Origin of the sequence: Rathayibacter sp. AY1B4, assembly GCF_002932815.1 — a bacterium.
GTDB lineage: Bacteria > Actinomycetota > Actinomycetes > Actinomycetales > Microbacteriaceae > Rathayibacter.
Window position 1 is genome coordinate 42,796 of sequence record NZ_PSWN01000025.1, and the last position, 11,653, is coordinate 54,448.

Sequence of the window (11,653 nt, forward strand, 5' to 3'; positions counted from 1 at the left end):
CGGACCTGCTCGCCGGGCGCGCTCAAATCGGATACCCGAAGCAGCGTTCGATCCAGCTCGAGTTGCTCATCACGCGCGGTCCGTCGTATCGGGCCCAGAGCGTTTCTTCGGCAGTGACTGTGAAGTTCACGGTGTCGAGGGCTGCCCGTATCGGTGACAAGTCCTCTGGTTCGACCAGCGCATCGAACTCCTCGCGTGTATACGCTTCCTGGGCTTCGAGGGCAATGAAGCAAAGGTCCCCGTGTCGGCTGATGCAGATGACGAGGTTCGCCGAAGTGCGGTTTGCTGCACCGTCGACCGTGACGTGCGTGAAGGTAGCGGAGTCCTGCCATTCCCAGGGACGATCCGCCGTTACAGCACTGGGAAAGCTCTCATCGAGCAGTGCGACGAGGGCGTCCACCTTTGCCGCCAGTCGCTGACCGTCGAAGTCAACCGGCTCATCGCCGGGCCCAGGGGTGTCCAGCTCGCGCAACCGCCACTCAAGCGCGATTCCCTCTAACCACATGCCTCAAGTCTCTCCCTAGCTGTAGTTCGGCGCCTACCAGAGCAGTGCCGAAGAGGGCGCACGGGTATTTCATCGGAGGATGGTCCAGCGGGTGTCCGGTAGGGGATGGTTCAGCGGTCGCTCATCAAGCTCTTCCGGCTTGGGAGAGGGCGTCCGGCTCAGCTGTCGTTGGACCCGGCCCGAACACGGAGCCAAAACGCCGCTTCCCACGCCGCAGGATCACGGTCGTAACGCTCCGCCTCAGTGACGTACTTGTCATGTGCGCGCTGCGCGGACTCGTGGTTCCACCCCCTGATCGCGACGTCGTTGAGGAGCTGCCCACCGAAGTGCACGATCTCGTCTCGGTAGTCACCCATCGCCTCGTTCATCCACTCTCCGTGGTCGGCGGCCTGCGTGTGAGTGGCGAGATACGCGTTCCATCGCGCGTCCAGCTGAGCCCGAAACGGGTCCGGGTCGCGGTCGGGGGATGAAGACTGCTCCATGACCGGAACCCTACGACTCGGTCTTCGGCCGCATCGTTCTCGTCCCCGTGGCGAGCGAGAGGCGGAGGAGGACCGCCCAATTCCACAGGGGTGCTTCAGCAGGTGGACGAGGGCGGTCCTAAGATTCGGGGGTGGGCATCACCATTCCTCGCATGGCCGCGACGATCGAGCGGCGTCTTCTCGTCAACTTCCGGGTGGACCCCGTCGTGACTGAGTCTCTGCTGCCCGAGGGGCTCCGTCCGCAGATCGTCGACGGGAGCGCGGTGGCGGGCGTCTGCCTGATCCGGCTGGGAAATTTCCGGCCGATGTGGGTCGCACCGAGGATCGGCCACCGGAGCGAGAGTGCGGCCCATCGAGTGGCTGTCGAGTGGGACGTGCCCGACGGGATCCGGACCGGAGTGTTCATCCCGCGCCGGCACAGCGCTTCGCGTCTCGCCCAAGTCGCGGGTGGGCGGGTGTTCCCGGGCGTCCATGAACGCGCTCGGGTGAGATCCGTCGAATCGGACGACGACCTGAGTGTGACCGTCGACGCCGCCGATCTTCGTGTCGCTGTCGACGCCCACGTTGTCCCGCCCGAGACGTTCACGAGCTCACTGTTCGCCGACCTGTCCGCGGCGTCCGATTTCTTCCGGAAGGACGCTGTCGGCTGGTCGCCGACGCGAGCGGGGCGGCTCGAGCCGCTTCGGCTGGACACCCACGCCTGGCGCGTGGAAGCGGCTCGCACGACGCGTGTCCAATCGAGCTTCTTCGACGCGCTCCCCACCGGCTCCGCTTCGTTCGACCACGTACTGGTCATGCGGGATGTCCCGGTGGTGTGGAGCAGTCTTGGAGAGGCTGCGCCTGCCGCTCGGCCTTGACCGGCGGGTGCGGAGCATGCGGTCACCCATCCTCCGCGGCTTGGTCGGCGGACGGGTGCGGAGGGGTCACCGTTCGGCGCCGCGCTGTCCTTTGAGTGCCCTTTCGCCAGCGGCCGCCCGAGCTGGATGCGCGCCAGCGCAGGTACTGGCGAAGCCGTATTGCCGGTGCGTACGGGGAGCGGCTATTTGTCGCTCTGGCGATGGCTCGTTAGTTGTTCGTAGGCTCAGCGTGTGAGGAGTCAGGGGAAAGCGCGTGTGTCGCGTCGATGCCTACTGCTGTGGGGTGCGGCCGTGGTCGTGGTATTCATGCTGGTCGCGGTGATCGCGCCGTCTGTCGCGACTCGGCTCAACGAGATTGACTTCGCCAGTCGGCCTGAATTTGAGAACTGGGCCGACCCAAGCCGAGGCACGGTCGCCCTCGGGTTCGCTTGGGGTGTCGCCGCGGGTGCGCTGACGGCCGCAGTCGCTTTCGCATCGAAGCTCCGGCGAGCAAGGCGGACGAGCGCGATCTGACGTCCCGTAATGGGATCCTGCTCCGGACGTCGGTGATGACACTTTGGCGCGTTCATGCTCGGCTTCGTCTCGCGGGCGGCCACACTGAGACATGGACACCTCGCCAGCTTCTGAGCAGCCCGATCCGCCGGTTGCCTTCGTCTCATATTCCTGGGCATCCGAAGAGCACATCGCCTGGGTCGCGGACCTAGCTCGGCGATTGCGTGCCAATGGAGTTGACGTTCATCTCGACCGCTGGGATGTGCGTCTCGGGCACGACCTGAACTTGTTCATGGAGCGGTACCGCGCTCCGTCGGCCCGCGTTCTAGTCGTGCTCTCGGATGATTACGGCCCGAAGGCCGACAATCGCGGCGAACAGCCTTCTGGTGTTGGCACGGAGACGACCATCGTCTCCCCGACCGTCTACCGCGACTTGGGAGGCAATCGAGTCATTCCTGTGGTCCCAGACTCCGGGACAGTGGCGGGGAAGCCTGTCCCGCCTGCATACCTGGACGGCAGACAGTGGATCGACTTCCGAGACGAGCACGAGTACGCATACGAGCGGCTGCTCCGAGACCTGCACGGAGTCCCGATCGAGGTTGCTCCCGCGCTGGGACGCAACCCGTTCGTCGGTGCAACCGAAGCTCAGGCCAGGACTGCAATCCGAAACGATCCCGCTCGTTGGCACGACGGGCGGACCCGTGCAGCGATCGAGGTGAACCTCAACGAGAACTCCGGCCACTTCGCCATCGGAAGCGACGAGGCCCGCTTCGAGCTCCAGTTGGACTACCTATCCGGCGGCCGTCCCCGACCGGACGGAGAAAAGCGCGTGCGCCATTACAACGATCACATCGGCAGCATCGGACTGATCGCTGCGGACGCAGATCAGGCGGAGGCGTTCGTCGACCTCGCCACCTTGCCGATGTCCAACCGAGTGGAGGTGACTGCTCCGGGCGACGTGTTGGTCATGGTCAACCGAGAGGGCTACTGGGCGCTCCTTATGCACGATGACGTGGTCTTCCGGCCTGGCTTCAACGGTTTCGAGGCCGTGTCGCAGTTCCGCTACGTCATCGCTGCCGATCGGACGACCGCTCTGACGCCGGACGATCTACCACCCAGGGCAGAGCAAATCGCACAATAGCTCGACCGGACGACAGTGGTTGGCAGCACATCAGGAGCATTCCAAGGGGCGTCCCGTTTGAGGATGGTCCAGCGGTCTCTCCGGAGTCACTGTGCACCGCGCTGACGAGATCGTGCTCTCCCACAGGATGCTCCAGGCGCTGATCAGCGCTGCTACCGCTAGGACCACGAGCACTGTGACCGCCACTGACATTCGTCGCATCCAGATGGACCAACCTAGCCGTGAGCCGTGCCGGCGATTCGCTGTGTAGGGCTTCACACCTCAGTGACGACCGCAAGCGGTGGGGCGACGCGCAAGGTCGCGGCGCCGCCCCGGGTCTCGAGGACGTCGACGCGGCCTTTGTGCGCGCCAGTGTCCCGTGTGGGGATCGGCTAACGAGACCGCGTGCCGTACAAGGCGCGCTTCACCCCCCGCCGTTCACTCACCGAATGAGCGACCAAGCTGTGCCCGTCGACGTTCTGCGCGTGCACGGTGCGTCACCGCTGGCGCGATGATGTCGCGCTCGTCGTGGAGGGCGATCCGCGCGTGGTGTCGGTTCATCTCGTCGCTGTCCTCTGCGATGAGTTCGATTGCTCGTCTGGGTCGGTCGGCGCGGAATAGTACTGCCCAGCGCACCTCGACCGACCGGTCGCGCGCCAGCCGGAGCAACTGCTCGTCATTGGGGTACTGGAGTCCGCCCTCTGCGGCTCCGGCGCGGACGGCGCGATCACGGTCGGTGATGAGACGCTCCATCTGTGTCAGGGAGATGCGGGGGTTGCGCGCACACATGCCGCGGACAACCGGTGACGGGTCGGTGAGAAGCGACTCGAAGATCTCCAAGTCGTCGGTGGTCTGAGCCGTCCGGCCACGAGTCTCCCCGAAGGGATCCGCCGCGAGTGTTCTCTGTACCGCAAGGGCGAGCGACCTTTGGTCGTCGTCCGCGTACAGGTGGGCAAGGATCGCACGGACCCACTTGTCCGTTGATTTCGCCGCGATCTCGTGGAGTTGCGGGCGTTCACGAAGGCTGGTGGCAGCGGCGAGGCGCACGGCGTCGACGTCATCAGCGAGGAGACGCCCGATCGTCAGGTCATCCGCAGCGGCGTTCTCGGCAACAGCGATGCGCACCGATTTCGACTCGTGCCCGGCGAGTGCCCGCAGGAGCACAGCGTCCACCGACGACTCTGCCTGAAACTTTGCCGAACGAATTGAGGGCATGACCACGATCATGTCAGCAGGCGTCGCGGTCGATGCGGGGGAACCAGTCCCGTACCAAGGCGGTAGGAGTTTCAGTCTCGATAGCCGATGCTTCACCGGGACTTCCAAGCCCCCCCGAGCGCCTAGCGGGGGATGCGACTGCGAGCCGATGGCGCCACAAGGGAGAGGATCTCAGCGACCGCAACGAGCCTCCCTCCTTCGGCAATAGCGAGCATCCCTCCAGTTTTCACATTCCTCGCGGCGATCTTGTGGGATAAAAAGTCGAGCTTCCATTGCTCGGCCGAGTCGGGCTTGACGCGTTGCATGATCACACTAAAGTGTTCGCTGCGACCGATGTGTCGTGGCTTCAGGTGTACCGCGAAGCAGTTCACGGCATAGACGCCCCCGGGGCCCGTTACGGCGTCCGCCGGCCTCGGGCGAGAGCCACTCGATCTTCGCGAAGGCGAAGGGCTGGTCGACATCTCTCATGCGCGGACAGTACCGCCGAGCGGATCCCTCCCCAGATTCTTCCCACCGATCAGGTCGGCTGTCGCGAAGAAAACCCACGGGGATGGACGCCCCTGCGGAAGCGTGTCGCGGTCCCTCGAGCGACTGGATCCCACCTCGCGTCATTCGGTCGATGGGCTCACATCGAACAGGAACACTGAGTTGAAGCGGAACTCTTTCACGGGGCTGTTCTCCCACGCTTGCCCGGCGGAGCTCAGCAGCCGACGGAAGGTCGCTCGTTCCAGCGGCTCATCGGCGAGGATGAACGCGGCGTGCTCGATGACGGTCAAGTAGGAGAAGGCCTGGAACCAGGACAGGTCGCGAATGTACTCGTGAAAGGCCGGCCAGTTCTCCACTGTGGTGGGGAACGAGAAGTGACGGCCGTAGACGTCCCAGAGTTCGTCGGCCGTGCGCATCGCCCGCGCGTCGAGACGGACGAGGCCGCCGTCGTCCTCTGCCGACTCGATCGCGGTGTCGAGGTCGGAGCTCGGCCCGAGTGCATCGAACACCCAGGGCCGCCCTGTGAATGCTGGCATGACACGGATGATCCTCTTCTGCCGGGAGCACCGCACGCCGGACGGCTGCAACCGTTCTGTGCCGTCCCGTATGGGGATGGCTTAGAGAGATGCTGAGAGCATCCTCTGCTGCTGGAGCAGGTGGCTTGGGTTCACCTCGCCCAGCGACGCAGCTGGCGCAGCGTCTTGCGGTCCGTGTGAACGAGGCCGACGGTCGGGTGGAACCGGAATTGAGGTGGGGCCTCGACCAGTTGCAGAGCAGCGCGTGCAGACTCTCGTACGGCGTCGACGTCGCGCTTGATCGTGGCCGCGCTGATGCGCGCTAGATGCCACCGGAAAATCTCGGACGAGAGTTGGAAGCCGACCTTAGCCGGCCACGAGTCGAGGTGGGCGATGGCCTCCTCGACGTCTCCTGGTCCCCTCCGGGTGAGCAGCACCTCGGCGGCGGCGATGGGTATCGAGCCCGATGTTCCGTTCAAGGTCGGGCTTTCCTCTATTGCCGTCCGGTACTGGTGCAACGCCTCCTCGGCATCGCCGGTCTGCACAGCGATGTTTCCGAGTAGCTCGCGACTATGCGCGCGCTCAGCGGCCCAACTGTGCTCGGAGTAGTTCACTGCTCGGGTGAGCAGGGATCGAGCAGCGTCGATCAGGCCTGCGTCGCGAAGAGCTATGGCTTTGATTTTGAGGTACTGCTGACGGTTGTGCGGTCGGGCTCGGCTGAGGCGTCGTTCGAACTCGTCACGGTCCGTGGCATCCCATCCGGGATCGCGGTACCAATCATCTGCCACCTTCGAGATGATCCTCTGCACGGCGTTGCGCGAGCAAGGCCAGACGTTCCGAGCACAGCGTTCCGTATGGGGATGGTTGAGCGGGTCGCTCTCGCTCCGGGGGCACTCGGACGCTCCTCTGGCCTGCTGGCATCGGGGCGGTCGGCCCCGCTGAGAGGGGGAGCGGCGGGCAATCACATCGATCAACGATCGAGACCTGGCCGCCCCCTCGACGAAGCGCTGCCGTCGTACAGTCTCGTCATGGGTGCACTGGTTCGGCGTCGCGTGCGGTGGTGGTGGCTCGCGGTTGCGTTCGTCGCTCTAGTCGCGGTGGTCCTTCTTGCCGGTGACCGGTCGGGGAGCTGCGCGGAGTACGTGAACTCGTCGGGCGTCTGCACCAGCGTCCATGAGGATCCTCGTACCTGGGTCCTCGTTGGGATCGGTGTTCTGATCATCACCGGCGCGCTGTATGGAGCGTTTCGACGTCATTAGCCGAGCCTCGGAAATAGAGCGTGGCCGTGTTCCGTAAGAGGATCGTTGAGCGGTCACCCGAACGCCGATCAGTAGACCGATGCACGCCGCATTGCTACGGCGAGACGATAGAACCCCTGAGAGTCACCGTCTGTCACCATTCGTCGCCAAGCTTGCGGAGACCGTTGTCTTCCGGCAGGGTCTGGCGCGAGTAGTCGTGCAGAACGTCGGGCGACGCAGTTTCGCGTCCGTCACGTTCAGCTTGGCGGATGGCCGCGATGACGACGCATGTCACAGCCACGATCAACGCCGCAGCAGTCGTCAACGTCATCCATATCGGCTGAACGGTTGACCCATCCGAGCACAGCGGGTTCCAGAGGAACCCCTCTCCCGTCAGGCTGCCTCCGCCGCGGGTCCTGCACGTCTCGCTCGGGTCCCACATGTAGATGGAGGCTACGGCTCCCACGGCGGCTGCAAGCCCACCGAAAACCAAGGCGAGAACGATGGGCGTCGCTGCACTCGGTCGCGGGGGCTCTCCAACGTTCATCGGGACATCATGCACCGCGCTCCACCAGATTGATCAAGAGCCGGAACGTCAGGCCCGGTATCGAGTGGCCCGCGTGGAGGTCATCGCGCCGCGACGGTGAGGTTCAATTCTTCGCCGACGCGCAGAATTTCGTCGGAAGGGAAGCGGAACGGGTTGAGGTAGAACAGGTCGTCGGCCGTCATGCCGAATCGTGCCGCGACGTCCTCTGCGAGGTCGTTGCGAGCGACCGCGTACGACGTCAGCACTCCGTCCGTGGACGACACCTCGCCACGCGCTGCTGCACGTGGGCCGGCGTCCCGGGCCACGAGGGTGCTGCGCTGCGGCTCCACGTTCCACTGGACGTCAGCGATGGCAAGGATTTTGGTTGAGCAGTCGGGGTCATCCTGCGGGCGGGTCGTGAGAACGAGTTGATCGATCGCTGTCGGGTCGCCGCGGAACTCTGCGAGGTTCCGCCACGCCTTGTAGGGCTTCCCTGACTCCGCGTCCGCGAGACGCATCGGGAAATCGACGTCGAAACAGGTGGTACCCGCGTCGATCGGATCGAGCGCTCCCATGACCGCGACGGAACTGGAAGACGCGGTGGGGATGACGAGCTCGTCGGATGTCAGGGCCAGCCGGCCGTCCGCCGCGCTCAACTGGACGGCGCCGGTTGTCCCGTCGTTCCCGGTGAAGGTCGCTACGCCTAGGTCGCCGGTCAGTGGAGAGGTGGAGCCGTCTTCGGTGTTCGTCGCCGGTGGCGGAGTCGGTGGTGCAGGCTGCGCCGTGCATCCCGTCACGACCGCCAGGCATGCCGCGACCGCGACCGTGCTGCGCACTTTCGAGAACGTCCCCACCGGCTCAGGTTAAGCGACGTCACCGCTTTCCTCGTGGTCGCGTCTCGGCCTGAAATGCTCAGCACGGTTCGGGAAGGGGAACGTCTGTCGCGGGCCAGCAGGAAGCCCAACGGCTCCTAGGCTGACCCGATGAGTTCCCCGGCACCGACCCGCCCATTCGTGGGTGTAGCGCGCATCGCCGTCGGTGCAGCCGCGGTCTCGGTGATCCTCCACACCTACGCGCTGAGCATCGTGGCCGGCGACCCGAATCCGTTCGACTACTTCGGCTACTTCACGAACCAGACCAGCCTCCTCGCGAGCGCGGTGCTCATCGTCGCCGGATCGGTCGCGCTCGCCCGCCGTCCGACGCCGGTGTGGCTGAGCTACGTCCGCGGCGCGGCGACGGCCTACTCGATCGTCGTCGCCGTGATCTACAACACCCTCGTTCCCGGTACCGGGACGGCTCCGCCCTGGGTCAGCGCCGTCCTGCACGTGGTGCTCCCGGCGCTCGTCCTCCTCGACTGGATAGTCGTCGCCGACCGCGGACCGCTCTCCTGGCGCCGGCTGTGGGTGGTCCTGCCCTACCCGATCGTCTGGGTCGTCGTCGTGCTCGTCCGCGGAGCGACCGACGGGTGGGTGCCGTACGGCTTCCTGCTCCCCGAGAACGGCGTGCCGTCGCTCGTCCTGCACGTCGCCGGGCTGACCTGCGCGGTGCTCCTCGCGGGCGCGCTCGTCTGGGCGCTGAGCCGACGCCGCACCTTCCACCTCATCTAGTTGATGTCCCAGCGGAGCAACTTCTTGACTCAGCTCAGTTCACAGATCAGACACTCACCCGCAGGTAGGGGCGCTGACCGGCCGCGGCGATTCAGGCGAGTGTCGAAGCGAGATCCTCGACGAGGCGGTGCACCTGCTCGGGTGACCATGCCTCGAGCTCGGACGACGCATCCTCCCACTGCCGCGCTGCGGCGGCACGACCCGTCTCACCTGCGGCGTCTAGCGCGCCACCCAGGCCGGTGCTGACTGCGATGACGAAGCTCTCGTAGTCATCGGTCGCCGCAACCGGCTGGTACTGCGCCGCGGGAACCTCGAGCGCTGGTGTCGAGGTCAGGATGCCTTCGAGCTCCCAGAGTTCGGTCGGATCTATGTCGCAGACGAGACCGTCCGATCCCGACAGCGCCGCGCCCGCCTCTTCATCGGAACCAGCACCAAACACACTCGCAAGAATTCCCATAGCAGTCAGCGTCTCACGTAGCACCCAGCGTCTCACGTGGCACCCAGCGGTGCGCATGTGGCGGGGGACACGCGGTCGTGCTGTGCTACCTCACCTACGCCGAGGAACCAGGTCCGCAGGCTTCGCACGGCGGCTAGCGGAAGCGGTGACCCACCGTTCGTAGCACTGGAACAGCTGAATCGCGCCGACGGCTGAGACGACAAATCCGATCAGAATTCCCACGAGCAGGACTGGGCTGAGCTGGCCCCCTGTCTGATTCAAATCTGCACGAACGCCGGCCTGAAACTGCAACAGCGAGCAGATCACGGCGATCACAACACCCGACGCGAGCAGGCTCGAGCCCTTGAGCACTTCCACCATGACCACCCTCGGTCGTGAAACTACCGCAGAGTCTCCCACCCGACACCGCCTCGACCCTTATGGAGATCGTTCAATGGGCCGCTGCCGGCGGGTGTTGATCTCAGTCGCGCTGTGCGTCGCGGCCGAGAGCAGGGCGACACCGCCCCCCCGCCGGGCTGTCGCGTGCGGCGTCAGCTCAGCGATGGCAGGATCTGGCTGGCGAGTGGCAAGCGCGCTAGGTCTCAGGCGGGTATTCTCCGCGCGTGGACCTGAATGACCGATCGAGCGCGGAGTTGGAAGAGATGATCACGGCAGTGTGCCGTCGAGTGCGTCGACGAGCGCGGGCCAGTTTTGACTTCGGTCTGGCGGCCGGTCTCGCGGGAGGCTTGCTGCTGGGCAATCTTTTCTTCGGGGGCCCCTCCACGCAGGCTCTTACCCCGATTTCCGTCGGCTTGCTCGTCATTACGGCGCCGCTCGCGGTAATCGCTACCTACATGAACACGGTGAGGCGTGCCCCGGACTTACAAAGCATCCATGACCTGCAGGAGATTCTCTTGCGCCGAGAATCTGCTTCTTGAGCGCGCCAGGTCCACATCGAATCGTTAGGCTTCTCACCTGCTGTCTGACGCCCCTCCTCTCGGCCGCGGTTGTTAACCAGTAATAGGGTCGGCTGGTGGTCGTGCCGTGCCGTCATACTGAGCACGTGTCCATCAGTTCGCGGGTGTTGCGTTACGCATCCGCCTATGCGCTACTGCTCGTCGTCGTCGCGATCGTGTTGCTGAACACGTGGCCCGACTTGTGGGACGAACCACTCGTTCTCGTCGTCCTCGTTCCACTCATGGTCATGGCAACGGCTTACCCGAGCTTGCGTCACCAGCTTCCTCCTGAGAGGAGCGTGCGCGAAGGGCAACAGGAGGGCCGTTCCATCCGCGCCGCTGCGTCCAAGGGCGCTCACTCCGCTGACCTAGAGCCGGACGAAGCGCCGGGGCTTTTCGACTCGCCCGCTCGCCAAGCACTCATGGCAGCAACAGTCACCGCCGCCGTGGTGATCGTGCTGGCTCTCATCAGCGTCGTGCAACCGGCGCTAGATCGAGGGTGACGTCACTGTTGCTCCTGGGGCCAGGAACGTCCCGTTACGGGATCGTTGACCGGCAGAGGGGGCGCTGCGCTATGTCGTCGCTCGTTCTTCCTTCGACTCGGTGATGAGCTCCTGCTTGCGTTCGGCTCTGAGCGCGACGACGGTTCCCGCGAGAGCGAGTGCGGCGGCTGCGGTGAAGAGGGCGGTGGCGTCCCACCTGTAGTGACGGATGGTGATGCCTGGTGAGGTCTCGCTGGCTGCGTAGGTGCAGGACAGGCCGAGCGGGTAGAGGATCTTCTCGCCCGATACGCGGCTGGAGTAGAGGTCGATCTCGTCGGGGTACTCGCTCTTCTGGCACTGGATGGCGGCCGGTTCCCAGCCGGACTGGACCCAGCCGGTCGTGTGTGTGAGAAGGGCGACTGGGGTCCCGATCACCATCGCGAGGATGCCGAGCGTCTTCGCGGTCCGCAGTTCCAACCCGTCAGAGTAGGGCGGACACCACCCACCACGCGCGTCCCGCAAGGGGATCGTTCACCGGTCGCGTATGCAGCTACGGGCAGCGGTAGGTCTTCGCGAAGTCGGTTGCCGTGAACTGCCTTCCCTCGGTCATCGAGTTCAGTGACGGGCAGATGTCGTTGTTGTGTGCCGCTACGAAGGGGGTGGCTGATTGTGGGACGCAGCCGTAGTCCTGGTCGGGCTGGTCGAGGATGCGCAGCTGACCTGTCTCCCCGGCGGC

The 11,653-nt window shown here is 65.1% G+C and carries 16 protein-coding genes; 5 read left to right on the forward strand and 11 right to left on the reverse strand.

Going from position 1 to position 11,653, the window contains the following annotated elements:
* Positions 1-22: 22 nt before the first annotated feature.
* Positions 23-505, reverse strand: a complete 483-nt coding sequence (locus tag C5D66_RS14265; protein ID WP_104256631.1) for a hypothetical protein — start codon at positions 503-505, stop codon at positions 23-25.
* A 158-nt stretch (positions 506-663) separates the two neighbouring features.
* The gene (locus tag C5D66_RS14270; RefSeq protein WP_104256630.1) at positions 664-987 is read right to left on the reverse strand and encodes a hypothetical protein; all 324 of its coding nucleotides are present in this window, start codon (positions 985-987) and stop codon (positions 664-666) included.
* A 152-nt stretch (positions 988-1,139) separates the two neighbouring features.
* Here C5D66_RS14270 and C5D66_RS14275 point away from each other — a divergent pair, with 152 nt between their 5' ends.
* Positions 1,140-1,844: a DUF2071 domain-containing protein gene (locus C5D66_RS14275; RefSeq protein WP_219814278.1), complete on the forward strand. Its 705-nt coding sequence runs from the start codon at positions 1,140-1,142 to the stop codon at positions 1,842-1,844.
* A 604-nt stretch (positions 1,845-2,448) separates the two neighbouring features.
* The gene (locus C5D66_RS14280; RefSeq protein WP_104256629.1) at positions 2,449-3,477 is read left to right on the forward strand and encodes a toll/interleukin-1 receptor domain-containing protein; all 1,029 of its coding nucleotides are present in this window, start codon (positions 2,449-2,451) and stop codon (positions 3,475-3,477) included.
* A gap of 417 nt (positions 3,478-3,894) precedes the next feature.
* Here the strand turns inward: C5D66_RS14280 and C5D66_RS14285 are convergent, their stop codons facing one another.
* The 5 genes from C5D66_RS14285 to C5D66_RS14305 all read right to left on the reverse strand — a co-directional run bounded on the left by C5D66_RS14285 (position 3,895) and on the right by C5D66_RS14305 (position 8,290).
* Positions 3,895-4,683: a hypothetical protein gene (locus C5D66_RS14285; protein ID WP_104256628.1), complete on the reverse strand. Its 789-nt coding sequence runs from the start codon at positions 4,681-4,683 to the stop codon at positions 3,895-3,897.
* 596 nt (positions 4,684-5,279) lie between these two features.
* Positions 5,280-5,693, reverse strand: a complete 414-nt coding sequence (locus C5D66_RS14290; protein ID WP_104256627.1) for a barstar family protein — start codon at positions 5,691-5,693, stop codon at positions 5,280-5,282.
* A gap of 131 nt (positions 5,694-5,824) precedes the next feature.
* On the reverse strand, positions 5,825-6,460 hold the full coding sequence (locus tag C5D66_RS16895; protein WP_146079355.1) for a hypothetical protein: 636 nt from the start codon (positions 6,458-6,460) through the stop codon (positions 5,825-5,827).
* 604 nt (positions 6,461-7,064) lie between these two features.
* A complete protein-coding gene (locus C5D66_RS17280) occupies positions 7,065-7,241 on the reverse strand; it encodes a hypothetical protein (protein ID WP_181028852.1) in 177 nt (58 codons plus the stop codon).
* Between the two features lie 296 nt (positions 7,242-7,537).
* Entirely contained in the window at positions 7,538-8,290 is a 753-nt protein-coding gene (locus C5D66_RS14305; protein WP_104256624.1) for a hypothetical protein, read from the reverse strand.
* A gap of 129 nt (positions 8,291-8,419) precedes the next feature.
* Here C5D66_RS14305 and C5D66_RS14310 point away from each other — a divergent pair, with 129 nt between their 5' ends.
* Positions 8,420-9,043: a Pr6Pr family membrane protein gene (locus tag C5D66_RS14310; protein ID WP_104256623.1), complete on the forward strand. Its 624-nt coding sequence runs from the start codon at positions 8,420-8,422 to the stop codon at positions 9,041-9,043.
* 91 nt (positions 9,044-9,134) lie between these two features.
* Here C5D66_RS14310 and C5D66_RS14315 read toward each other — a convergent pair whose 3' ends face one another.
* Both C5D66_RS14315 and C5D66_RS14320 read right to left on the reverse strand, forming a co-directional pair.
* Entirely contained in the window at positions 9,135-9,500 is a 366-nt protein-coding gene (locus C5D66_RS14315) for a hypothetical protein (RefSeq protein ID WP_104256622.1), read from the reverse strand.
* Between the two features lie 90 nt (positions 9,501-9,590).
* A complete protein-coding gene (locus C5D66_RS14320) occupies positions 9,591-9,860 on the reverse strand; it encodes a hypothetical protein (protein WP_104248173.1) in 270 nt (89 codons plus the stop codon).
* 242 nt (positions 9,861-10,102) lie between these two features.
* On the opposite strand from C5D66_RS14320, the gene C5D66_RS16900 reads away from it, so the two are divergent.
* Both C5D66_RS16900 and C5D66_RS14325 read left to right on the forward strand, forming a co-directional pair.
* Positions 10,103-10,417, forward strand: a complete 315-nt coding sequence (locus C5D66_RS16900) for a hypothetical protein (RefSeq protein WP_146076581.1) — start codon at positions 10,103-10,105, stop codon at positions 10,415-10,417.
* A gap of 125 nt (positions 10,418-10,542) precedes the next feature.
* Positions 10,543-10,938, forward strand: coding sequence for a hypothetical protein (locus tag C5D66_RS14325; protein WP_104256621.1), 396 nt, complete (start codon positions 10,543-10,545; stop codon positions 10,936-10,938).
* 69 nt (positions 10,939-11,007) lie between these two features.
* Here C5D66_RS14325 and C5D66_RS14330 read toward each other — a convergent pair whose 3' ends face one another.
* A complete protein-coding gene (locus tag C5D66_RS14330) occupies positions 11,008-11,394 on the reverse strand; it encodes a hypothetical protein (RefSeq protein WP_146079354.1) in 387 nt (128 codons plus the stop codon).
* 73 nt (positions 11,395-11,467) lie between these two features.
* The coding region (locus tag C5D66_RS17285; protein ID WP_181028851.1) for a hypothetical protein at positions 11,468-11,653 on the reverse strand (186 nt) is incomplete at its 5' end.